The sequence below is a fragment of the Paraburkholderia elongata genome (assembly GCF_013177735.1).
Taxonomy (GTDB): domain Bacteria; phylum Pseudomonadota; class Gammaproteobacteria; order Burkholderiales; family Burkholderiaceae; genus Paraburkholderia; species Paraburkholderia elongata.
Genome location: NZ_WOEZ01000230.1, coordinates 26,011 through 49,279 on the forward strand (window position 1 = coordinate 26,011; position 23,269 = coordinate 49,279).

The following is a 23,269-nucleotide window of genomic DNA, read 5'->3' on the forward strand; positions in this document are numbered from 1 at the left end:
TTAAACCTCCGAACTTTCAAAACGGTGCGAGCCGGCCAGCGCGCACACTATGCGGCGGCCTGGGCTCGCGTTAAAGCCCACGTTATGTGAACGAGAGTTTACACGTGGACGAGGGTGCCCTCGTCCTCGCCTAGTACGATGCGCTTGAGCGCGCCCGGCTTGACGATCGAAAACACCCGGATCGGCAGCTTCTGGTCGCGGCACAGCGCGAACGCCGTGGCGTCCATCACCTGCAGATTGCGGCCGATCGCTTCGTCGAAGCTGATCGTGGCGTAACGGGTCGCACTCGGGTCTTTCTTGGGGTCGGCAGAATAGACGCCGTCCACCTTGGTGGCCTTCAGCACCACTTCCGCGCCGACTTCCGAGCCGCGCAGCGCGGCGGCCGTATCCGTCGTGAAGAACGGATTGCCGGTACCGGCCGCGAAAATCACGACTTTGCCTTCCTCGAGCTGGCGAATCGCGCGGGGCCGGATGTACGGCTCGACCACCTGGTCCATGCGCAGCGCGGATTGCACGCGCGCTTCGATACCGGCGTGGCGCATTGCGTCCTGCAGCGCCAGCGCATTCATCATGGTGGCCAGCATGCCCATGTAGTCAGCCGTGGCGCGATCCATACCGGCCGCGCCGCCCGCCACGCCGCGGAAAATATTGCCGCCGCCGATCACCACGGCCAGCTGCGTTCCGAGACGGACCACTTCGGCCACGTCCGCTACCATTCGTTCGATGGTTGCACGATTGATGCCAAAGGCATCGTCGCCCATCAGAGCTTCACCGGAGAGTTTGAGCAGGACGCGTTTATAGGCAGTGGGCATAGGGGGTATCCAGATCGCGCAGAACAGGGCAACAACAAGGGACTAATGTAGGGGTGAAATACTGATTCGGGCAAGCGTCGCCAAATTGGCGAACCCTAGGGCTCGCCAGCGGCGTGCGCCACGAGGGTCACCCGCGCGCAGCCTTGCGGCGCCGCCGACCGCGGCAAAGTCTTGCTCCGCCGCGGGTCCAGCGGTACTAACTGAAACTTAAACGAGGCTTATTGTTGCTTTGCAGCAGCGACTTGAGCCGCCACTTCAGCTGCGAAGTCGTCCTGCTTCTTCTCGATGCCTTCGCCGACCACGAACAACGCGAACTTCTGCACGCTCGAGTTGCCGGCCTTCAGCATCTGTTCGATCGTCTGCTTGTCGTTCTTAACGAACGTCTGGTTCAGCAGCGACACTTCCTTCAGATACTTCTGCACGCTGCCGTCGACCATCTTGGCGACGATTTCAGCCGGCTTGCCCGATTCAGCAGCCTTCTGTTCAGCAATGCTGCGTTCCTTGGCGATCAGATCCGCCGGCACGTCGTCCGACGACAGCGAGACCGGCTTCATAGCGGCGATGTGCATTGCCACGTCCTTGCCGATCTGCTCGTCCGCGCCGGTGTACTCGACCAGCACGCCGATACGGGTGCCGTGCAGGTACGCTGCCAGCTTGTTAGCCGTGTCGAAACGCACGAAACGGCGGATCGACAGGTTTTCACCGATCTTGCCGACCAGTGCCAGGCGCACCGCGTCGACCGTCGAGCCGTCCAGCGGCAGTGCCGACAGCGCAGCGACGTCAGCCGGGTTTTGCGTAGCGACCAGTTCAGCGACCGTCTTCGAGAAAGCCAGGAAGTCGTCGTTCTTCGAAACGAAGTCGGTTTCGCAGTTCAGTTCGACCAGCGAACCAGCATTGCCGCCGATGAACGATGCGACCACGCCTTCAGCCGTCACGCGCGACGCTGCCTTGCTGGCCTTGTTGCCCAGCTTCACGCGCAGCAGCTCTTCAGCGCGCGCCATGTCGCCATCGGCTTCCGTCAGCGCCTTCTTGCATTCCATCATCGGCGCGTCGGTCTTTGCGCGCAGTTCTGCAACCATGCTTGCGGTAATTGCCGCCATCATTTGCTCCTTGAGTTCCGTCTGTCACACGCCGCCCGGACTTCGATACCGGCGGCAAGAATTCGTTTCAACGTCGCACGTATTTTTTACGGACTACGCTCAGGCACTGCTCACAGCACACCACTACTTTGTCGCGGCTTAAAAAAAGGGGGCCTGTAGAAAGCCCCCTTTTTTGCCGGACACGGGGCAGCTTTACGCTTCCGGGTTGACCTCGACGAACTCGTCGCCGTCACCACCGCGAGCAGCTTGCACCACTTCGTTGACCGAGTTAGCACGGCCTTCGAGAATCGCGTCAGCCACGCCAGCCGTGTACAGAGCGACAGCCTTCGAAGCGTCGTCGTTACCCGGGATCACGTAGTCGATGCCTTCCGGCGAGTGGTTCGTGTCGACCACGGCGATGACCGGAATGCCGAGCTTGTTAGCTTCGGTCACGGCAATCTTGTGGTAGCCGACGTCGACCACGAAGATCGCGTCCGGAATACCGCCCATGTCCTTCACGCCGCCGATCGACTTTTGCAGCTTGGCCATTTCGCGTTCGAACAGGAGCGCTTCCTTCTTGCTCATTCGTTCGGTTTCGCCTGCTTCCAGCGCTGCTTCCATGTCCTTCAGGCGCTTGATCGAGACCTTCAGCGTCTTGAAGTTGGTCAGCATGCCGCCGAGCCAGCGTGCGTTGACGAAAGGCATGCCAGCGCGTTGCGCTTCTTCAGCGATCGTGTCGCGCGATTGACGCTTCGTGCCGACGAACAGGATCGTGCCGCGATTGGCTGCCAGTTGACGCGCATACTTCAGCGCGTCGTTGTACATCGGCAGCGTCTTTTCGAGGTTGATAATGTGAATCTTGTTGCGATGGCCGAAAATGAAGGGGGCCATCTTCGGGTTCCAGAAGCGCGTTTGGTGACCGAAGTGGACACCGGCTTCCAGCATTTGACGCATGGTAACTGCCATGAAAATCTCCGCGAGGGTTGGGTCTTAAGGCGGCTGCCGTATCGGCCGCGCTGCCAGTTGTGCTCATTTATTGCACTTTCTGGCTGAACGCGACGGACACCCTGGGTGCGCCGGCTTGCGAGTCTGCTGCCTTGGTACTGCCCCATCCTGTAGCGCAGGCAACTATCGCTACGGGAAGCCTTTCCTGCCAGTTTGCTCCCCGCTTGGCTCCCATTAGAACAGCCAATAGAGCAACAAAATAAGACAGGGATCGACTTAGCCAAAGATTATAGCACGTGACTATCGGTCGGCTCAACCCGCGCGGTAGCTCCGGGTCGCCGCAGCCGGTTGCACCCGGGCGCTTGCCGCCGCCATCAGCAAGCCGCCCGCAATCCGCCGCGAACATGGGAGCGAAAGGCGCCAACCCTCTCGCAAAACCCTGCGGCAGGCGGAATATGGTGCGATAATCTTCCAATAAATTGCATTTCAGGCCCGACTCATGGCTATTACGCTCAAAAACGAACACGATATCGCGCAGATGCGCGTCGCCTGCAAGCTCGCTAGCGAAGTGCTCGACTACATTACGCCGTTCGTCACGGCCGGCATCACGACCGGCGAGCTCGACCGGCTGTGTCACGAATACATGCTCAAGGAACAAGGCACGATTCCGGCGCCGCTGAATTATCAGCCGCCCGGCTATCCGCCCTACCCGAAAGCCACCTGCATTTCGGTGAACGACGTGATCTGCCACGGCATTCCGGGCGACAAGACGCTGAAGAACGGCGACGCGCTGAATATCGACGTCACGGTGATCAAGGAAGGCTATTTCGGCGACACCAGCCGGATGTTCATCGTCGGCGAAGGCTCGATCATGGCCAAACGCCTCGTGCAGACCACCTTCGAATGCATGTGGCTCGGCATCGATCAGGTGCGCCCGGGCGCCCATCTCGGCGATATCGGCTACGCCATCCAGAAGCATGCCGAAGGGCAAGGCTACAGCGTGGTGCGCGAATATTGCGGCCACGGCATCGGCACGGTGTTCCACGAAGACCCGCAGATCCTGCACTATGGCCGTCCCGGCACCGGGCTCGAGTTGCAGACCGGCATGATCTTCACGATCGAGCCGATGATCAACGCCGGTCGGCGCGAGATCCGCACCATGCCGGACCAGTGGACCGTCAAGACCAAAGACCGTAGCCTGTCGGCACAGTGGGAACACACCATCCTCGTCACCGAAACCGGCTACGACGTGCTGACTGTCTCGGCCGGCACGCCCGCGCGTCCGCCGGTTGTCGCAGCCACGGCCTGACCGACTTCCGACCTCCCTCGCCCACCTGCCAATGAGTAGTGTTCCAGCCGTCGCCCAATCCCATGCCACGTCGCTCAAGGCAGACTATAAAGTGGCCAAAGCCCAGTTGCTGGAACGCTTCAAGACCGCCTCCAACGTCGACTCGCTGATGGCCGCTCTCTCGCGCGCCACGGACGAGTCGTTGCGCGCCGCCTGGAACACCTGTCAGCTGCCGCCCGAACTGGCCCTGCTGGCCGTCGGCGGTTACGGGCGGGGCGAACTGGCGCCGCACTCCGACATCGACATTCTGGTCCTGTTGCCCGACGCGCCGATCGCGCATCTCGAAGCGCGGATCGAACGCTTTATTAGCCTCGCGTGGGATTTAGGGCTCGAACTCGGCAGCAGTGTGCGCAGCGTGGCGCAATGTGTCGAAGAAGCCGCCAACGACGTCACCGTGCGCACCTCGCTGCTCGAAGCGCGGCGCATTACGGGCAGCGCCCCGCTCTTCGACGACTTTGTGAAGCGCTACCGCGAAACACTCGACCCGCGCGCGTTCTTCCAAGCCAAAGTGCTGGAAATGCGTCAACGGCACGCCAAGTTTCAGGACACGCCGTATTCGCTCGAACCGAACATCAAGGAAAGCCCGGGCGGTCTGCGCGATCTGCAACTGATTCTGTGGATTACGCAGGCGGCGGGTTTCGGCAGCAGCTGGCGCGAGCTCGAAGCACGCGGCCTGATCACCGAGCGTGAAGCGCGTGAACTGCGTCGCAACGAAGGTTTCCTGAAAACGCTGCGTGCCCGGCTGCATGTGATCGCCGGCCGCCGCCAGGACATTCTGGTGTTCGACCTGCAAACGCCGGTAGCCGAAAGCTTCGGCTACAAGCCGACCGCGACCAAGCGCGCCAGCGAACAGTTGATGCGCCGCTATTACTGGTCCGCAAAGGCCGTTACGCAGCTCGCCACCATCCTGATCCAGAACATCGAAGCGCAGCTTTTCCCCAACACGAGCGGCATCACGCGCGTGCTGTCGGACCGTTTCGTCGAGAAGCAGGGCATGCTGGAGATCGCCAGCGACGACGTATTCCAGCGTGAGCCGAACGCGATCCTCGAGGCTTTCCTGCTCTACGAACAGACGCCGGGCGTGAAGGGTTTGTCGGCGCGCACGCTGCGCGCGATCTACAACGCCCGCGATGTGATGGATCAGCATTGGCGGCGCGATCCGGAAAACGGGCGCCTGTTCATGGACATCCTGAAGCAGCCGGCCGGCATCACGCACGCGCTGCGCCTGATGAACCAGACCAGCGTGCTCGGGCGCTACCTGTTGAACTTCCGGCGCATTGTCGGACAGATGCAGCACGACCTTTATCACGTCTACACGGTCGATCAGCACATCCTCATGGTGTTGCGTAATCTGCGCCGCTTCGCGGTAGCCGAGCACGCGCACGAATATCCGTTCTGCAGCCAGTTGATCGCCAATTTCGACCGGCCGTGGGTCTTGTACGTGGCGGCGCTGTTTCACGACATCGCCAAGGGCCGCGGTGGCGACCATTCCACGCTCGGCATGGCCGACGCACGGCGCTTTTGCCGTAACCATGGCATCGAGGGCGAGGACGGCGAACTGGTCGTCTGGCTGGTCCAGCAGCATCTGACCATGAGCCAGGTCGCGCAGAAACAGGACACGAGCGACCCCGAAGTCATCAAGCGGTTTGCCGAACTGGTCGGCAACGAACGCCGGCTGACCGCGCTTTACCTGCTGACCGTGGCCGATATTCGCGGCACAAGCCCGAAAGTCTGGAACACGTGGAAAGGCAAGCTGCTCGAGGACCTCTACCGCGCGACCCTGGCGGTGCTCGGCGGCGCACGGCCTGACGCGCACTCCGAACTGAAGTCGCGCCAGGAAGAGGCGTTGGCCCTGCTGCGCCTCGAAACCGTGCCGGAAGGCGCGCAGAAGGCGCTGTGGGACAAGCTGGACATTGGCTACTTCCTGCGCCACGATGCGGCGGATATCGCATGGCAGACGCGCGTGCTGTACCGGCACGTCGAGACCGCGACGCCGATCGTGCGGGCGCGTCCTTCGCCGATCGGCGAAGCCCTTCAGGTGCTGGTGTATGTGAAAGACCAGCCCGATCTATTCGCCGGCATTTGTGCGTATTTCGACCGCAATGGCTTGTCAGTGCTCGATGCGCGGGTCAGCACGACCCGCCACGGGTACGCGCTCGATAATTTCCTCGTCGCACATACCGAAGAAGACGTGCATTATCGCGATATTGCCAATCTGGTCGAACAGGAACTGACCGCACGCCTCACGGGTGACGGCACCCTCCTCCCGGGACCGTCGAAAGGCCGTTTGTCACGGCTGTCGCGGACCTTCCCTGTTACGCCGCGCGTCGATCTTCGGGCCGACGAGCGCGGCCAATATTACATCCTGTCCGTGTCTGCCAACGACCGGCCAGGCCTTCTTTATTCAATCGCGCGCGTGCTGGCCGAGCACCGGGTCGGCGTCGCGTCGGCGCGGATCAATACGCTCGGCGAACGCGTCGAAGACGTGTTCCTGCTGGATGGACACGGTCTGTCGGACAACCGCCTGCAAATTCAGGTCGAGACCGAACTGCTGCGCGCGATTGCAGTGTGAGATTTCATGCGAGTCAAATTAACAGCCAAGCACCCGCGGCCGGCTTCGTCCGAACGCGCCCCTGTCCGTACCGGAAGCACTTCGGCGCGTAAGCCGACGCGCCCGGCAGGGCCGAAACCGTCCCCGTCGACGGCGGGTTTTAGCGGGGCGCGGGGTGAAGGCGCTGGCGCAGCGGGTGGCGGCAGCAAGCGGCCGGTTGGTGCAGGTAAGCCGGCAGGCGCCGGTGCGCGTGCGCCACGGGCTGAAGGATCGTTTTCCCGCGAGCGGGATGCGGGTGGTGCAGGCGCTGCGCGCCGGGCACCGTCGGATCGGCCGCCGCGGCGTGAAGGGGCCGGCGGTGCGCCGCGCCGCTTCGAGGGCGGCGGCGATCGCGCTCCGCGTCGCGACGATGGCGCTCGTGCGCCCCGTAAGTTTGAAGGTGGCGGCGATCGTAGCGAACGCGCACCGCGCCGTGCTGACGGTGAACGTAGCCAAGGCGCTCCGCGCCGGTTTGAAGGCAGTGACCGCGCTCCGCGTCGTGACGATGGTGAGCGTTTGCCTCGCAGGTTTGAAGGCGGCGGCGATCGTAGCGAACGTGCTCCGCGTCGCGCTGACGGTGAACGCAGCCAAGGCGCTCCGCGCCGGTTTGAAGGCAGTGACCGCGCTCCGCGTCGTGACGATGGTGAGCGTGCGCCTCGCAGGTTTGAAGGCGGCGGCGATCGTAGCGAACGTGCTCCGCGTCGCGCTGACGGCGAACGTAGCCAAGGCGCTCCGCGCCGGTTCGAAGGTGCTGGCGACCGCAGCGAGCGCGCTCCGCGTCGCTTTGAAGGCGGTACGGATCGCGGCGAGCGCAGCCAGAGCGCACCCCGCCGGTTCGAAGGAAGCTCGGACCGAAGCGAACGCGCGCCCCGCCGCTTCGAAGGCAGCGCAGACCGCAGCGAACGCGCACCACGCAGTTTCGAAGGCAACCGCGCCCCGCGCCGCGACGATGGCGAACGCCGCTCGTTCAGCGGTCCGCGCCCGGGCGCAGGCCGCCCGTCGGAAGGCGGCCCGCGTGGCGAGCGTCCGGCGCGCGACGCTTCGGATCGACCCCGCTTCGGCAACGACCGTGGCGCACCGCAAGAACGCCGTAGCGGCGAGCGCGGGCCACGCAGCAATAGCGCACCGCGCCGGTTTGAAGGCGAGCATGGCGCATCCGAGCGTGGCGAGCGCACTTTCGCGAAGCCCGTCAAAAGCGGCTACGGTGACCGCACGGACCGTCCGGCTCGCGCACCGCGTGACGACCGCGGCGAACGAGCACCGGCCAAACGTGAATTCGGCGATCGTCCGGCGCGTGCCGGCGAACGTAGCGAACGTAACGAACGTAGTGACCGAGGCGAACGCCCTGCTCGCAGCTTCGACAAGGCGCTGCCGGCCGCCGGCCGCCGCTTTGGCGATGACAACCGCCCTGCCCGTGCCGACAAGCCGCGCGGCCCAGCGCCGGCAGCCAGAGCCGAACGCGACGCCGACGCCGCCCCGCGCACGCCGCGCCGCGATTACGAAGACGCACCGGGCACCCTGCGCCTGTCCAAGCTGATGTCGGAACTCGGCCTGTGCTCACGCCGCGAAGCCGACGAGTGGATCGAAAAAGGCTGGGTGCTGGTCGACGGCGAGCGGATCGACACGCTCGGCACCAAGGTTCGTCCGGACCAGCGCATCGAGATCGACCCCGCCGCTGAAGCCGCGCAAGCGAGCCAGGTGACGGTCCTGATCCACAAGCCCGTGGGCCTCGTATCGGGCCAGGCGGAAGACGGCTATCAACCGGCGATTACGCTGGTCACGCCGGAAAATCGCTGGGAAGGCGACCATTCTGACGTCCGTTTCTCGGTCGCACATCTGCGCCAACTCGCGCCGGCCGGGCGTCTGGACATCGATTCGACGGGCCTGCTGGTGCTGACGCAGGACGGCCGCATCGCCAAACAGCTGATCGGCGGCCATTCGGAGATCGACAAGGAGTATCTGGTGCGCGTGTCGTTCGGCGAGCACACCACCGATGTCGAAAGCCACTTCCCGCCGGAAAGCCTCGCGCTCTTGTGCCACGGCCTCTCGCTCGACGACGTGCCGCTGAAACCCGCACAGGTCAATTGGCAAAACGGCGAGCAACTGCGTTTCGTGCTGCGCGAAGGCAAGAAGCGTCAGATCCGCCGGATGTGCGAGCTAGTCGGCCTCGACGTGATCGGCCTGAAGCGCGTGCGGATGGGCCAGGTGATGCTGGGTGCACTGCCGCCGGGCCAATGGCGCTATCTGTCGGCGGACGAGTCGTTTTGATGCCGGGGGCCTGACGCTCAACAGCGAAAAACTTACGGCGTCCGCGCCGTGACGTTCGCCCAACAAAAAACCCACGCCTCGGCGTGGGTTTTTTTGTTTCCGGCGGCGCTAGCGACAATGCAATCGCCGCCGGCCAGGATGCAGCTTCAGTCGTCGTTACCGAGGTCCATATCCGGAAACAGGACTTCCGTGAAGCCGAACTTCGCGAAATCGTTGATCCGCATCGGGTACAGCTTGCCGATCAGGTGGTCGCACTCATGTTGCACGACACGCGCGTGAAAGCCTTCGGCGACGCGGTCGATCGGCTTGCCGTATTGATCGAAGCCGTGATACTTGATCATCGAAAACCGGCTCACCGCTCCTCGCAGGCCCGGCACGGACAGGCAGCCTTCCCAGCCCTCTTCCATGTCTAGCGACACCGGCGTGATGGTCGGGTTGATCAGCACCGTCTCCGGCACCGGCGGCGCATCCGGATAACGTTCGTTGTGCCCGAAGCCGAAGATCACCACCTGCAGATTGACGCCGACCTGCGGCGCGGCGAGCCCCGCGCCGTTCGCGTCGTGCATGGTCTCGAACATGTCTTTGATGAGCTCGTGCAGTTCGGGCGTGTCGAAGTGATCGACCGGATCAGCAATGAGCAAAAGGCGCGGATCGCCCATCTTGAGAATTTCGCGGATCATAACTGTCCCTCCAGGAGCTTACGCATACCATCTTCGTCGAGTACCGGGATGCCGAGTTCCTCGGCTTTCACCAACTTGCTGCCAGCTTCGGCCCCTGCCACCACATAGTCCGTTTTCTTCGACACCGAGCCGGCCACTTTCGCACCGGCCGCTTCGAGCATTTCTTTCGCCTCTTCGCGGGCGAGCGTCGGCAAGGTGCCGGTCAATACGACCGTCTTGCCGGCCAGCACGCCTTGCGGCGCCTTTGGCGCGGGCGGTCCTTCCGGCCATGTGACCTTGCCCGGCGCGCGGAGTTGCTCGATCACCGTGCGGTTGTGCTCTTCGGCAAAAAACCGATGAATCGACTCGGCCACCACAGGACCCACGTCGTTCACGTCCAGCAATTCTTCGACCGAGGCGTCCATGATCGGATTCAGCGAGCCGAAATGTTTGGCAAGATCTTTCGCCGTCGATTCCCCCACATGCCGAATACCGAGCGCGTAAATGAAGCGCGCGAGCGTAGTGTGTTTGGCTTTTTCGAGCGAGTCGAGCAGATTCTGCGCGGACTTTTCGGCGAAGCGGTCGAGTTCTGCAAGTGTCGCGAAGCCAACGTTGAACAGATCGGCCGGCGTGCGCACCAGATTCTGCTCGACGAGTTGATCGATGATCTTTTCGCCGAGTCCGTCGATATCCAGCGCCCGCCGCTGCGCGAAGTGCCACAGCGCCTGCTTGCGCTGCGCAGGGCAGAACAGGCCACCCGTGCAGCGCGCAATAGTCTCGTCCGGCAACCGTTCGATGCTCGAGCCGCACACCGGGCAGTGCGTGGGCATGACGAACTCGCGGGCGTCGTCCGGGCGGCGCTCGAGCAGCGCGCTCACCACTTCGGGAATCACGTCGCCGGCGCGCCGCACGATCACCGTGTCGCCGATGCGAATATCTTTGCGACGCACTTCGTCTTCATTGTGCAACGTGGCGTTCGTCACTGTCGCGCCGCCGACGAACACCGGTTCCAGCCGCGCAACCGGCGTGATTGCGCCGGTGCGGCCGACCTGCACGTCGATCGCGACGAGCTTGGTCAGCGCTTCCTGCGCGGGGAATTTGTGCGCCAAGGCGAAACGCGGCGCACGCGAAACAAAGCCGAGCGCGTCCTGCTCATCGCGCCGGTTGACCTTGTAGACGACGCCGTCGATGTCATATGGCAGCGTGTCACGCTTCTCGCCGACCGCGTGGAAAAAACCCAGCAAGCCTTCGGCGCCCTGCACCACCGCCCGCTCGCCATTCACCGGCAAGCCGAGTTCCTTGTACCAGTCGAGCAGTTCGCTATGTGTGGCCGGCATCTCGCCACCTTCGATCACACCGATTCCATAAGCAAAGAACGACAGCGGCCGCTGCGCGGTGATCTTCGAATCGAGCTGCCGCAAGCTGCCCGCGGCAGCGTTACGCGGATTAGCGAATTCCTTTTGCTCAGCGGCCCGCTGGCGCTCGTTCAGGCGTTCGAAATCACGCTTGAACATGAGCACTTCGCCGCGCACGTCGAGCACATGCGGCACGCGTTTGCCTTTGAGCTTGAGCGGAATGGAACGGATCGTGCGGACGTTCTCGGTGACATTCTCGCCGGTAGAGCCGTCGCCGCGCGTGGACGCCTGAACGAACATGCCGTCGACGTAACGCAGCGAGATGGCGAGGCCGTCGAACTTCAGCTCAGCCGCGTAATCCACCGGCACCGGCGGTTCGCTCGCGTTCTTGCGGAGCGCGTCGCCGACGCGCTTGTCGAACGCGACGATGTCTTCGTCCGCGAAGCCATTGTTCAGCGAGAGCATGGGTTGATCGTGCACGACCGGCTCGAAGCCGCCCGACGCCTCGCCGCCCACGCGCTGGGTGGGCGAATCCGGCACGACCAGGTCCGGATGCTCCGTCTCGATCCGCTCCAGCTCCTTGAAAAGCTTGTCGTATTCGGCGTCCGGCAAGTCCGGCTGGTCGAGCACGTAGTATGCGTAATTGGCGCGTTCGAGTTCCGCGCGCAGCCACTCGGCCCGCTCGGCGGGAGCGCTGGTTGCAGGATTTGAGACGGGGGTTCGGGCCATGCTGTCGGAAACTTCTTCAATGGAATTCAGACATTGGATTATCGCAGGAAGCGTGCCCCTTTACATCGGCCGAATGGCCAGTTTCGGATTGCCCCAAACGCCAACGGCCGCACATCGTGCGGCCGTCGAGTACTGCGTAAAAGAGCAGAGCCGTTACTGGCTGAACAACCGCCGGGTGGCCGGCGACCCCGCCGGAATACCCGCCTGCTCGAGCTTCGCGTAGAGCGTCATCAATTGCTTTTCGATCGCCAGCAGCGCGGTTTCCGGCAGCGGACGGCGTCCATCGTCGACCACCCGTCCGCCGATGCGCTCAGCCAAGGATTTCGCGTAGTCGCACATCAGGCGGAACGGCAGGATGTCTTCGTCCGCGACCGGCACGTCGAGCACCAGCGTGATCATCTGGCCGCCCTTGTAGGTCAGGTCATCGCGCAGGAAATTGGTGTCGCCGAATTGCAGCATGAACACCGGGCTCTGCTTCGCGTCGAGCTTGACGAAGCGCGTGCCGTCGCGCGAGAGCAGCAAACCGTCCTGCGACGCGACTGCCTGGACATAATTGGCCGACCACGGCGCGCCGTCGGAGAGTACGTTGATCGACAGTTGCGCATCGCACTGCGCGGCAAAGCCGTCGAGCTCGCGCGCCATGGCAACCGTTTCGAGCATGTCGGGAAATTCTGGCGACGCGTCGAGCGCATCGGCAAACTGCTGCACGCCGGTCACGAACTCCGAGAACTCCAGTTCGTTGAGCGCCCCGCTACGATTGGCCAATTGCGCGGCCGCGCGCAACTCTTCATAGCGTGCGCCGTTTTGCAGCAGTTCCCACGCGCCACCTTCGAGCTTGCCTTCGATATGCACCGGCTTACTGCCGGCGCGGCGCAGACGCTGCGCAAGCGGAATCACCTTGTCGCCGGCCACCGGGCCATTCAAACGAATCGGCACGATGCAGTCGATGCGGCGGTCGACGATAGCCGGCGGCGCCGACGAAATCGTCGTGGCAGCGGGCAGGATCGGCTCGACCGGTTCGTCGGTCTTCGCAGCGTGGCCGCCTTCGGCTTCAGCAATACCTTCCGCTTCCGGATAGCCGTTCGGCGTCGTCGTCTCGGCCTGAATATCGGCCGGCGTATCGAGCGGCGCAGCAGTTGCGCCAAAAGTCGGCTCGACGCGCGCCGCCGCGGTTTCCGAAGCCGCGTCTGAACCCACTACCGGTTCGCGCCGCGTGGTCGGCCGGGCCGGTTCGATAAACGGGCTCTGTTCCTCCTGATCGTCCCGCGCGAAACTTTCGGCGGTATCGGCCGGCATCGGACGCGGCATCTTGCGGCGCACCTTCGCGCCTTGCCATGCGTTGTACACGACCACGCCCCCGACCACCACGGCACCCGCGCCGATCAAACCGAGTGTCAACTCGTCCATGCATGCTCCATCAGCAATTCTTTTGTCTGCGCGGCTATGCGCCCGTCCCACGTATCGCGCGGCCGCTGGCCGCTGCGCTGAACGCGGGCGCCCGCGATGATCAACCTAAACGAAAACTTAAACGATATTCTGGGCGAAACCCGCCGCCGTTTCCATGTCGACCGCAACGATCCGCGACACGCCCTGCTCCTGCATGGTCACGCCGATCAGTTGCTGCGCCATTTCCATCGCGATCTTGTTGTGCGAAATGAACAGGAACTGCGTCTTGTCCGACATCGCGCGCACGAGGTTTGCGAAGCGTTCCGTATTGGCGTCGTCGAGCGGCGCGTCCACTTCGTCGAGCAGACAGAACGGCGCGGGATTCAGCTGGAACATCGCGAACACCAGTGCGGTGGCGGTCAATGCCTTCTCGCCGCCCGACAGCAGGTGAATCGTCGAATTCTTCTTGCCCGGCGGTTGCGCCATCACCTGCACGCCGGCGTCGAGGATCTCGTCGCCGGTCATGATCAGCCTGGCCTGGCCACCGCCAAAGAGACGCGGGAACAGCTCGCCGAAATGACGGTTCACTTCGTCGAAGGTGCCTTGCAGCAGCGTACGCGTTTCGCCGTCGATCTTGCGGATCGCGTCTTCGAGCGTTTCGATCGCGTTGTTCAGGTCGGCCGATTGTGAATCGAGGAACGTTTTGCGCTCGGTCGCCGCCTTCAGTTCGTCCAACGCGGCCATGTTGACCGGGCCGAGCGCGGTGATCGCGTTGTTGATCCGCGTGACTTCGCCTTGCAGGTAGGACGGCTTCATGTCCGGCGTGAGCTTGGCCTGCAATTCCGCCTCATCGACGCCGGCCGCGGCCAGTTGCTCGATAAACTGCTCGCCGTTCAGGCGCGCGGCCTGTTCCTTCAGCTGCAACTCGTTGATGCGGTCGCGCAGCGGTTGCAGCGCACGCTCGGCGGTCAGACGGGTTTCGTCGGCGGCACGCAGCTTGGCGGTCAGGTCGTCCAGTTCGAGACGCGCGGCGTGCAGCGCTTCTTCCTTGACCGCGCGGATATCGAGCGCGTCCTGCAAGCCGGTATGCGCGGTTTGCTCGTTGATTGTTTCCAACTCGGCGCGCGCATCTTCCAGCGACGCGGCGACGCGCTCGCTCTGCTCGTGCGAGACCTGGATACTGCGCTTCAATTCGTCGATACGGTTCGCCATGTTGCGCGCGGCGAAACGCGCGTCGGTGGCGGCCCGATCGAGATCGCGCGATTGGGCGCGCGCGGCGGTAAGCGCTTCGTCGAGTGCTTCGAAGGCAAGTTGGTGATCTTCGAAACGCGCCTGCAGTTCGGCGAGTTCGCTGTCGTGACGCTCGAAGTTCGCTTCCGATTCGCCGCGCAATGCGCGCTGCTCTTCGATCTGCGCGGTGATTTCCCCGAGCTCTTCGCGGATTTGCGTGCTGCGCTGCGTGTAACGCTCATGCGCTTGCGCGAGCTTCAGCACGTCCATCTGCAATGCGTGCACGCGTTGCGTCGCGCGCTCCGACTGCTGACGTACATCGGTCAACGCTTGTGCGGCTTGCGTGTGCGCGGCTTCGGCGCGGATCGCGGCGGCCTTCGCCTCATCGGCGAGCAAGGCTTGCGCACGCACCTGACGTGCCAGGTTTTCGATTTCCTGCTGACGGGCCAGCATGCCGGCCTGTTCGGAGTCGGCGGCATACAGCTGGACGCCGACCCGCGTCACCACGTGGCCGGCCTTCACGACGAACGAGCCGCCTTCCGGCAATTGCGCGCGCATAGCAAGCGCCTGCTGCAGATCGTCAGCGACGAAGGCGAGGCCGAGCCAGTCGTTCAGCACGGCGCGAATGCCTGCATCGTCGATACGAACCAGCGACAGCAGCGGACGCAAAGCCGGCGGCGTAGCAACCGGCTGACCGGCTGCCGGCGGTGCATAGAACGCGAGCTTGGCGGGCGGCGCATCGGTGGCGAACGCCTTGACCCAGTCGAGATTCGACACTTCTAGCGCGGCGAGCCGCTCGCGCAGCACCGCTTCGAGCGCGGCTTCCCAACCGGCTTCGACATGCAGCTTCTTCCACAGACGCGGCAAGCCGCTCAGCTCGTGCTTTTCAAGCCACGGCTGGATCTTGCCTTCGGTCTGAACGTTTTCCTGCAATTGCTTGAGCGCGGCAAGGCGTGCGTCGAGCTGATGAATCTGTGCGCTTTCCGACTGCACGCGTTCCTGGGCAACGCGGCGTTCGCCGTCGAGACGCGGCAGCGTTTCCTGCGCGTCGGCGAGACGGGTCTGCGCGTCATGCAGGATTTCTTCGTGCTCGGCGAGCTGCATGCGCAGGTCTTCGAGTTGCGCTTCGTCGGGGGCATCCAGCCCGCCCGCTTCCGACTTCAGCCGCTCGTGACGCTGCTGCAACTGCTGCAATTGCTGGTCGGCGTTGCGCTGATGCGCGGCTTCGAGCTTGAGTGCCTGTTCGGTCTGCGCGATCCCGCCGCGTTCGGCATTCAGTTCGGTCTGTGCATCGCGCCAGCGTGCTTCGAGCGCCGGCATCGCGTCGTGCTTGGCGGCGGCTTCGTCTTCGGCCAGCACGGCTTTTTCTCCGGCGACAGCCAGTTGTTCTTCAGCGTCTTCGAGATCGTCTTGCGCTTTTTGGGCTTGCGACTGCCACTGTTCACGCTGCGCGGTCAACGCGGCGATCTGCGCTTGTACGCGATTGCGCGATTCGACGATGAACTTGATCTCGGCCTCGAGGCGGCTGACTTCGGAATTCGCCTCGTACAACGCACCTTGTGCACCCTGCATCGCGTCGCTGGCGGAATAATGCGCGACGCGCAGCGTTTCGAGTTGCGCTTCGACTTCGCGCAGCTTCGCGGTTTGCGCTTCGAGGTCGATCTGCGCCTGTTCGATCGCGCGTTGCTGGCGTTCCTGCTCGCCGCCGGCTTCGTTTTTGCGCAACAGCCACAACAGACGCTGCTTCTCTTCGCCGTCGGCCTGCAAATCCTTGTACTTGGTCGCGACGATCGCCTGCGCCTCGAGCTTCTCGAGGTTCGCACTGAGTTCGCGGACGATGTCTTCGACGCGGATCAGATTTTCGCGCGTGTCGTGCAGTCGGTTCTCGGTTTCGCGGCGGCGTTCCTTGTACTTCGACACGCCTGCGGCTTCTTCGAGGAACACGCGCAGCTCTTCCGGCTTCGCCTCGATCAAGCGCGCGATCATGCCCTGCCCGATGATCGCGTACGCACGCGGCCCGAGGCCGGTGCCAAGGAAGATGTCCTGAATGTCGCGGCGGCGCGCCGGAAGGTTGTTGATGTAGTAGCTCGAGGTGCCGTCGCGCGTGAGCACGCGCTTGACGGCGATTTCGGCATACTGCCCCCACTGCCCGGCGGCACGGCCGTCGGCGTTGTCGAACACGAGTTCGACGCTGGCGCGGCTACCGGGCTTGCGCGCGGTCGAGCCATTGAAGATCACGTCCTGCATCGACTCGCCGCGCAGCTCGGAAGCGCGCGATTCGCCGAGCACCCAGCGCACGGCGTCGATAATGTTGGACTTGCCGCACCCATTCGGTCCGACCACGCCAACGAGCTGGCCCGGGACCTGAAAATGCGTGGGATCGACGAATGACTTGAAGCCAGCGAGTTTGATCGAGGTCAGACGCACGGCGATTTCGCTGTTTGAAAAGGGAAAATAAAAGGTGGCTCGTGAAGGCCGCGCCAGCCGTTCGCCGATGCAGCGAAACGGCCCGCGAAACCTCGCGATACGGGCGCCAACCGCACGCGGTGAAGCGTGCGCCAGCTAATGAGGGGCAATCATACCATCGCGCGCGAGCGGTTCTTACCGTCCTTACGGTCTGCGCCGAGGTCTGCATCGCGGTCGGCGTCGAGACCCGCATCCTGATTGGCCGGATCTGGCGGCAAGGCGCGGGTCCGGTGCACCCAACTGGATAGCGCCGACGCCAGCACGATGCACGCGCCGCCGGCCCATTCGCGCGGGCCCGGCGTCTCGCCGGCAAAGAGCCAAGCGGACAAGGCCGTGACCACGATCTCGAACAGCATGATGATCGAGGCCCGATTGGCCGGCACCCGCGCGATTCCATACTGCACAAGCATATTGTTCGACGCGAGCAGAAAACCGAGGCCGAGCACTAGCAGCGCGGCCGTGCCGAGATGCGCGCCGGTGGGCGGTGCGGGCATCGCCTCGAACAGCGATGCACAGGCGCTGAAAATCGCCGCGCCGCCAAAGATCGTCGCGGTGCGCATTTCCGGTTTCATCTCCGGCAGCACACGGCTCGTCTTGAGGATCAGCACGTTGCTCATCGCGAAGCCCATGCCGCCCGCAAGCCCTGCCCATTCGGCAAGGTTGCCGGGCACCGGGATGCCCAGTTGCGGCGACCACAGCATGGTCATCGCGCCGGCCAGCGACAGCGTAGCGAGGCCGGCGCCCGCCCAGGTCAGCCGTTCGTGCAGGATGAAGTGCGCAAAGAGCGCGGTCCAGGCGGGAGTGAGATAGAACAGCAGCAGGACGCGCATCACCTCGCCGTGGATCGAGCCCCACACGAAGCCGAGATTGGTGATGCCCGCGGCCAGCGCCAAGGCCGGCAGCAGCCAGTGCCAGCGCACGGTCCTGAGCGCGCGATAGCGCACCAGCAGGACGAACAGGCAACCAGCGCCGCTCGTGAGCGCGCTTGCCGCCGTGCCGGTCACGCCGAGCGCATTCAGCATGCGCAGCGGAAACCAGATCATGCCCCACACCGAGGCGCCGAGCATGATTGCGAGCGTAGGCCAAGCCGTCGGCCAGCCGTTGCGAAGCCAGTTGCTCATGATGCGGTGCTCCCGCGGCGGTCGCTGCTCTTGCGGGCGGCGCTGCCGGCACTGACGACGGCGGCGTTGCGCGCGCTTCGTCTCGATGTCTCCATTGCTGCCACGTACATTGCTGCTCCTGCTTCTTTTTTTGCGCGAACCGTCTGCGGTTCGCGTCGTTCCCGCTGCAGCGCATTGGCTGCGCCGCCTGGCGGGTTGTACCGCTTTTTACTCGTGAGGCGCCGCTGCGGCCTTCCTGCCCGCGCCGCCTCGCCACGCTGGCCGCGAACGGCTGCGCGCCACGCTATAATCGTCAGTTCGCCGCCGCTGCCGCCCTTTTTCGCGTCATTCTTGCGTTTTGCGGTCAGCGCGCGTGCCCAGCCTCTCCCAGCATCCGTCTGCGCCCATCCTCGATCAGGCTCGATCCGCCCAGTGAACCCGCTACTCGACTCCCTTCAGCCCTATCCGTTCGAAAAGCTGCGCGCGCTTTTCAAGGACGTCACGCCGCCGGCCGGCCTCGCGCACATCAGCTTTGGGATCGGCGAACCGAAACATCCCACGCCCTCGCTGATTCGCGACGCGGTGATTGCCTCGCTCGGCGGTTTGTCGGCGTATCCGGCCACCATCGGTTCGCCGGCACTGCGCGAGTCGATCGCGAAATGGGTGACGCAGCGCTACAACCTGCCGCCGGTCGATCCGGCCACCCAGGTGCTGCCGGTGTCGGGTTCGCGCGAGGCGCTTTTTGCGCTCGCACAAACGGTCATCGACCCAAAGCGCAATGCTGACGGCGAGCCTGCGATCGTACTCTGTCCGAACCCGTTCTACCAAATCTACGAGGGCGCGGCGATTCTCGCCGGCGCGCAGCCGTACTTCGTCAATAGCGACCCGGCGCGCAACTTCGCCTGCGACTATTCGGCGGTCCCAGCCGACATCTGGGCGCGCACGCAGCTGCTGTACGTGTGCTCGCCGGGCAATCCCACCGGCGCCGTGTTCACGCTCGACGACTGGCGCGAACTGTTCGCGCTGTCCGACCGTTACGGCTTCGTGATCGCCTCGGACGAGTGCTACTCGGAAATCTACTTCGACGAAGCCAATCCGCCGCTCGGCGGCCTGGAAGCGGCCCACAAGCTCGGCCGCGGCTTCGAGCGCCTCGTGATGCTGTCGAGTCTGTCCAAGCGCTCGAACGTGCCGGGCATGCGCTCGGGCTTCGTGGCGGGCGACGCGGCGATCCTGAAAGACTTCCTGCTATACCGGACATACCACGGCGCGGCCTTGTCGACGGTGTTCCAGAGTGCCAGCATCGCGGCCTGGAATGACGAAACGCACGTGCGCGAGAACCGCGCGAAGTACGTGCAGAAGTTTTCCACCGTGACGCCGATGCTCGCTGAGGTACTCGACGTACGCCTGCCGGACGCCGCGTTCTACCTGTGGGCGGACGTCTCGCACACGGGCCTGTCGGACACCGAGTTCGCCCAGCGCCTCTACGCCGACTATAATGTGACGGTTCTGCCGGGCTCGTTCCTCGCGCGCACTGCGCACGGTACGAACCCCGGCCGCAATTTCGTGCGCATGGCGCTGGTCGCCGATGTCGACGAATGCACGCAAGGCGCACAACGAATCGTCGATTTTTGCCGCGCGCTCGCGGGCTGAGTTTTTCGCATTCAGCAACCCCGCGCACCGCATTCCCTTCTTCAGATTTCAACTCTTCAGAGAAGCACGCATATGTCGCAACAACTTCAGCAGATCATCGATACCGCCTGGGAAAACCGCGCCGAACTGTCGCCGAAGGCCGCGCCGGCCGACGTGCGCGAAGCCGTCGCCCACGCGATCGAGCAACTGGACAAGGGCGCGCTGCGCGTGGCCGAAAAGAAGGACGGCGACTGGATCGTCAATCAATGGCTGAAGAAAGCCGTGCTGCTGTCGTTCCGCCTGGAAGACAACCAGCCGATGCCGGCTGGCGGTTACTCCCAGTTCTACGACAAGGTGCCGTCGAAGTTCGCCAACTACACCGCTGAAGACTTCGCCGCTGGCGGCTTCCGCGTCGTGCCGCCCGCCATCGCGCGCCGCGGCTCGTTCATCGCGAAGAACGTCGTGCTGATGCCGTCGTACACCAACATCGGCGCGTATGTGGACGAAGGCACGATGGTCGACACGTGGGCGACCGTCGGTTCGTGCGCGCAGATCGGCAAGAACGTCCACCTGTCGGGCGGCGTGGGCATCGGCGGCGTGCTGGAGCCGCTGCAGGCCAACCCGGTCATCATCGAAGACAACTGCTTCATCGGCGCGCGTTCGGAAGTGGTGGAAGGTGTTATCGTCGAAGAAAACTCGGTGATCTCGATGGGCGTGTACCTCGGCCAGAGCACCAAGATTTACGACCGCGAAACCGGTGAAGTCACGTACGGCCGCATTCCGGCGGGCTCGGTGGTGGTGGCGGGCAACCTGCCGTCGAAAGACGGCTCGCATAGCCTCTACTGCGCCGTGATCGTCAAGAAAGTCGACGCCAAGACGCGCGCAAAGGTCGGCCTGAACGAGCTGCTGCGAGGCGATTGATGGCACGCGGCACCAAGACCGTCGTCTACGGCATCCCGAACTGCGACACCGTGAAGAAGGCCCGTGTATGGCTCGAAGAGCATGATGTCGAGTTCGAATTCCACGACTTCAAGAAACACGGCGTGACCGAGCCGCTCGTTCAGGACTGGCTGAAGGACGTGAAGCTCGACGCGTTGCTGAACCGTCGCGGCACGACCTGGCGCGCCCTGTCCGACGACATGAAGGCGGCGGCGGACACGCAATCGGGCGCGATCGCGTTGATGATCCACAAGCCGTCGGTAATCAAGCGGCCGGTGCTGGTGGTCAACGGAAGGGTCAAGTCGCTCGGTTTCTCCGCGGACGAATACTCGGCGCTGTTTGCCTGATTGTCTGAGTGCCTGTTTGCCTGATCTGACGCGCAAGACCGGAAGCAAAGTTCAAGCGCGCAGGTCGAACGCAGCACCAGGCACCAGGACCAGGCGCGAAGATCGAACGCAACAAGCAGTAAAACGTGGCCTCGCCGCGTTGCTTAAAAGCTGTTGCCGGCTGCGGTGTCCAACCGCCAGCCGGCATTTTTTCATTCCAATGTGGCTTGTACTGAATCCATGTCCGGCACCCTCGCTCTTACCGAACAACTGATTGCGCGCGCGTCTGTCACGCCCGACGACCAGCATTGCCAGCGCCTGCTGATCAAACGCCTGTCCGCGCTCGGCTTCGAGCACGAGACGATCGAATCGAACGGCGTGACCAACCTGTGGGCCGTCAAACGCGGCGTCGACGGCACGCACGGCAAGCTGCTCGCATTCGCCGGCCACACTGACGTCGTGCCGACCGGCCCGCTCGAGCAATGGCACTCGGCACCGTTCGAGCCGACCCACCGTGACGGCAAGCTCTACGGCCGCGGCGCGGCGGACATGAAGGCGTCGATCGCCGGCTTCGTAGTGGCAAGCGAGGAGTTCGTCGCGGCGCACCCCGCGCATCGCGGCTCGATCGCATTCCTGATTACGAGCGACGAAGAAGGTCCCGCTACCGACGGCACCGTCAAAGTCGTCGAAGCGCTGCAGGCGCGCGGCGAGCGCATGGACTACTGCGTCGTCGGCGAACCGACCTCGAGCGCGCAGTTCGGCGACATGGTGAAGAACGGCCGGCGCGGTTCAATGTCTGGCAAGCTGATCGTCAAGGGCGTGCAAGGCCATATCGCCTATCCGCATCTGGCGAAAAATCCGGTGCATCTGCTCGCGCCCGCGTTGGCCGAACTGGTTGCCGAACGCTGGGACGACGGCAACGAGTACTTCCCGCCCACCACCTGGCAGGTTTCGAACATCCATGGCGGCACCGGCGCGACGAACGTGATTCCCGGCCATGCGGACGTGATGTTCAATTTCCGCTTCTCGACGGCCAGCACGGTGGAAGGCCTGCAGGCTCGCGTCCATGCGATCCTCGACAAGCACGGTCTCGAATACGACCTGCAATGGACCGTGAGCGGCCTGCCGTTCCTCACGCCGCGCGGCGATCTGTCGAACGCGCTGGCTCAAGCGATCAAGGACGAAACCGGCGTCACGACTGAACTGTCAACCACCGGCGGTACCTCGGATGGCCGCTTCATTGCCCGCATCTGCGAGCAGGTGATCGAATTCGGCCCGCTGAACGCCAGCATCCACAAGATCGACGAACATATCGAAGTCGCACACATCGAGCCGCTGAAGAACGTGTATCGCCGCGTGCTCGAACAACTGATCGCCTGACCAAGGAATTTCCGCGATGACGCTCCCGTTCTCCACCGTCCGCGACCTGCTGCGTTTCGCGGTGTCGCGCTTCAACCAGGCCGAGTTGTCGTTCGGCCACGGCTCGGCCAACGCCTACGACGAAGCCGCTTATCTGATCCTGCACACCCTGCATCTGCCGCTCGATCTGCTGGAGCCGTTCCTCGACGCACGTCTCTCCGCGGCTGAAATCGATGCCGTGCTGAACGTGATCGAGCGCCGCGCCGCCCAGCGCGTGCCGGCGGCCTACATCACGCAGGAAGCGTGGATGCACGGCTTCCGCTTCTACGTGGATGAACGCGTGATCGTGCCGCGCTCGTTCATCGGCGAGTTGCTGCAGGACGGCCTGCAGCCGTACGTGGAAGATCCCGAACAGGTGGGCGCCGTGCTTGAGCTGTGCACCGGCTCAGGCTGCCTTGCGATCCTCGCGGCGCACGCATTCCCGAACGCGGATATCGACGCGGTCGATCTCTCCGCACCCGCCCTCGAAGTCGCCACGCGCAACGTGACGGACTACCGGCTCGACGACCGCGTCGCCCTCTTCGAAGGCGATCTTTACGCGCCGCTCGCCGAGCGTCGGTACGACGTGATCATCAGCAATCCGCCGTATGTGAACGCCGCCTCGATGCAGGAACTGCCTGCCGAATACAAGCACGAGCCCGACATGGCACTGGCAGGCGGCGCGGACGGCATGGATATCGTGCGCCGGATAATCGCCGAAGCGCGCAACTGGCTGACCGAAGACGGCGTGCTGGTGGTCGAGATCGGCAACGAGCGCGCGAACGTCGAAGCGGCATTCGGCGGCCTCGATCTGGTCTGGCTGTCGACGAGCGCCGGCGACGACAACGTGTTCCTGATTCAGGCCGCGGATCTGCCGGTCTGACGTTTTATCGCCGGATCGCCGGATCGCCGGATCACCGGATCACCGGACCGCCGGATCGCCGGACCGCTTATCGCGCGACGCGCGCGGCAGACGTTCACTGCCTTCCGTGCGTGTTGCAGCGTACGAC

Annotated in this window: 16 protein-coding genes; 8 read left to right on the forward strand and 8 right to left on the reverse strand. The window is 63.9% G+C overall.

Going from position 1 to position 23,269, the window contains the following annotated elements:
* Positions 1–98: 98 nt before the first annotated feature.
* From pyrH to rpsB, 3 genes are all read right to left on the reverse strand, one after another.
* Positions 99–812: a UMP kinase gene (gene pyrH, locus GNZ13_RS40575; protein WP_028199371.1), complete on the reverse strand. Its 714-nt coding sequence runs from the start codon at positions 810–812 to the stop codon at positions 99–101.
* Between the two features lie 218 nt (positions 813–1,030).
* Positions 1,031–1,912, reverse strand: coding sequence for a translation elongation factor Ts (gene tsf, locus GNZ13_RS40580; protein WP_172175797.1), 882 nt, complete (start codon positions 1,910–1,912; stop codon positions 1,031–1,033).
* A 192-nt stretch (positions 1,913–2,104) separates the two neighbouring features.
* Positions 2,105–2,857, reverse strand: coding sequence for a 30S ribosomal protein S2 (rpsB, locus tag GNZ13_RS40585; protein ID WP_172175799.1), 753 nt, complete (start codon positions 2,855–2,857; stop codon positions 2,105–2,107).
* A 478-nt stretch (positions 2,858–3,335) separates the two neighbouring features.
* Between rpsB and map the strand changes: the two genes are divergently transcribed.
* The 3 genes from map (at position 3,336) to GNZ13_RS40600 (ending at position 9,042) form a co-directional block, all read left to right on the forward strand.
* Positions 3,336–4,145 carry a type I methionyl aminopeptidase gene (gene map, locus GNZ13_RS40590; RefSeq protein WP_172175801.1) on the forward strand — a complete coding sequence of 270 codons (810 nt, stop codon included), beginning with the start codon at positions 3,336–3,338 and terminating at the stop codon, positions 4,143–4,145.
* 31 nt (positions 4,146–4,176) lie between these two features.
* On the forward strand, positions 4,177–6,756 hold the full coding sequence (locus GNZ13_RS40595) for a [protein-PII] uridylyltransferase (protein ID WP_172175803.1): 2,580 nt from the start codon (positions 4,177–4,179) through the stop codon (positions 6,754–6,756).
* 534 nt (positions 6,757–7,290) lie between these two features.
* Positions 7,291–9,042: a pseudouridine synthase gene (locus tag GNZ13_RS40600; protein WP_407945693.1), complete on the forward strand. Its 1,752-nt coding sequence runs from the start codon at positions 7,291–7,293 to the stop codon at positions 9,040–9,042.
* A 146-nt stretch (positions 9,043–9,188) separates the two neighbouring features.
* On the opposite strand, the gene def is transcribed toward GNZ13_RS40600, so the two are convergent.
* The 5 genes from def to GNZ13_RS40625 form a co-directional block, all read right to left on the reverse strand.
* Complete coding sequence (gene def, locus GNZ13_RS40605) at positions 9,189–9,722, reverse strand: peptide deformylase (RefSeq protein WP_172175807.1); 534 nt, start codon at positions 9,720–9,722, stop codon at positions 9,189–9,191.
* The gene (ligA, locus tag GNZ13_RS40610) at positions 9,719–11,785 is read right to left on the reverse strand and encodes an NAD-dependent DNA ligase LigA (RefSeq protein ID WP_172175809.1); all 2,067 of its coding nucleotides are present in this window, start codon (positions 11,783–11,785) and stop codon (positions 9,719–9,721) included. Before ligA ends, def begins: the two co-directional genes overlap by 4 nt.
* A gap of 153 nt (positions 11,786–11,938) precedes the next feature.
* Entirely contained in the window at positions 11,939–13,192 is a 1,254-nt protein-coding gene (locus tag GNZ13_RS40615; protein WP_172175811.1) for a cell division protein ZipA C-terminal FtsZ-binding domain-containing protein, read from the reverse strand.
* A gap of 117 nt (positions 13,193–13,309) precedes the next feature.
* Positions 13,310–16,828: a chromosome segregation protein SMC gene (gene smc / locus GNZ13_RS40620; RefSeq protein ID WP_172175813.1), complete on the reverse strand. Its 3,519-nt coding sequence runs from the start codon at positions 16,826–16,828 to the stop codon at positions 13,310–13,312.
* Between the two features lie 149 nt (positions 16,829–16,977).
* The gene (locus GNZ13_RS40625; RefSeq protein ID WP_172175815.1) at positions 16,978–17,988 is read right to left on the reverse strand and encodes a DMT family transporter; all 1,011 of its coding nucleotides are present in this window, start codon (positions 17,986–17,988) and stop codon (positions 16,978–16,980) included.
* A gap of 411 nt (positions 17,989–18,399) precedes the next feature.
* Here GNZ13_RS40625 and dapC point away from each other — a divergent pair, with 411 nt between their 5' ends.
* From dapC to prmB, 5 genes are all read left to right on the forward strand, one after another.
* On the forward strand, positions 18,400–19,617 hold the full coding sequence (gene dapC / locus GNZ13_RS40630) for a succinyldiaminopimelate transaminase (protein ID WP_172175817.1): 1,218 nt from the start codon (positions 18,400–18,402) through the stop codon (positions 19,615–19,617).
* Positions 19,618–19,689: 72 nt separating this feature from the next.
* On the forward strand, positions 19,690–20,517 hold the full coding sequence (gene dapD / locus GNZ13_RS40635; RefSeq protein ID WP_172175819.1) for a 2,3,4,5-tetrahydropyridine-2,6-dicarboxylate N-succinyltransferase: 828 nt from the start codon (positions 19,690–19,692) through the stop codon (positions 20,515–20,517).
* A complete protein-coding gene (locus GNZ13_RS40640; protein WP_172175822.1) occupies positions 20,517–20,882 on the forward strand; it encodes an ArsC family reductase in 366 nt (121 codons plus the stop codon). The genes dapD and GNZ13_RS40640 overlap by 1 nt, the downstream gene beginning before the upstream one ends.
* A gap of 219 nt (positions 20,883–21,101) precedes the next feature.
* On the forward strand, positions 21,102–22,241 hold the full coding sequence (dapE, locus tag GNZ13_RS40645; protein ID WP_172175824.1) for a succinyl-diaminopimelate desuccinylase: 1,140 nt from the start codon (positions 21,102–21,104) through the stop codon (positions 22,239–22,241).
* A 16-nt stretch (positions 22,242–22,257) separates the two neighbouring features.
* Positions 22,258–23,142: a 50S ribosomal protein L3 N(5)-glutamine methyltransferase gene (gene prmB, locus GNZ13_RS40650; protein ID WP_172175826.1), complete on the forward strand. Its 885-nt coding sequence runs from the start codon at positions 22,258–22,260 to the stop codon at positions 23,140–23,142.
* Positions 23,143–23,269: the final 127 nt, after the last annotated feature.

Excerpts from the sequence above, each read along its gene's own strand:
- GNZ13_RS40615 (WP_172175811.1), bottom strand. The coding sequence starts at position 13,192 with ATGGACGAGTTGACACTCGGTTTGATCGGCGCGGGTGCCGTGGTGGTC.
- dapD (WP_172175819.1), top strand. The coding sequence starts at position 19,690 with ATGTCGCAACAACTTCAGCAGATCATCGATACCGCCTGGGAAAACCGC.
- pyrH (WP_028199371.1), bottom strand. The coding sequence starts at position 812 with ATGCCCACTGCCTATAAACGCGTCCTGCTCAAACTCTCCGGTGAAGCT.
- GNZ13_RS40640 (WP_172175822.1), top strand. The coding sequence starts at position 20,517 with ATGGCACGCGGCACCAAGACCGTCGTCTACGGCATCCCGAACTGCGAC.
- rpsB (WP_172175799.1), bottom strand. The coding sequence starts at position 2,857 with ATGGCAGTTACCATGCGTCAAATGCTGGAAGCCGGTGTCCACTTCGGT.
- GNZ13_RS40595 (WP_172175803.1), top strand. The coding sequence starts at position 4,177 with ATGAGTAGTGTTCCAGCCGTCGCCCAATCCCATGCCACGTCGCTCAAG.
- tsf (WP_172175797.1), bottom strand. The coding sequence starts at position 1,912 with ATGGCGGCAATTACCGCAAGCATGGTTGCAGAACTGCGCGCAAAGACC.
- map (WP_172175801.1), top strand. The coding sequence starts at position 3,336 with ATGGCTATTACGCTCAAAAACGAACACGATATCGCGCAGATGCGCGTC.
- GNZ13_RS40625 (WP_172175815.1), bottom strand. The coding sequence starts at position 17,988 with ATGAGCAACTGGCTTCGCAACGGCTGGCCGACGGCTTGGCCTACGCTC.
- ligA (WP_172175809.1), bottom strand. The coding sequence starts at position 11,785 with ATGGCCCGAACCCCCGTCTCAAATCCTGCAACCAGCGCTCCCGCCGAG.
- def (WP_172175807.1), bottom strand. The coding sequence starts at position 9,722 with ATGATCCGCGAAATTCTCAAGATGGGCGATCCGCGCCTTTTGCTCATT.
- prmB (WP_172175826.1), top strand. The coding sequence starts at position 22,258 with ATGACGCTCCCGTTCTCCACCGTCCGCGACCTGCTGCGTTTCGCGGTG.
- dapE (WP_172175824.1), top strand. The coding sequence starts at position 21,102 with ATGTCCGGCACCCTCGCTCTTACCGAACAACTGATTGCGCGCGCGTCT.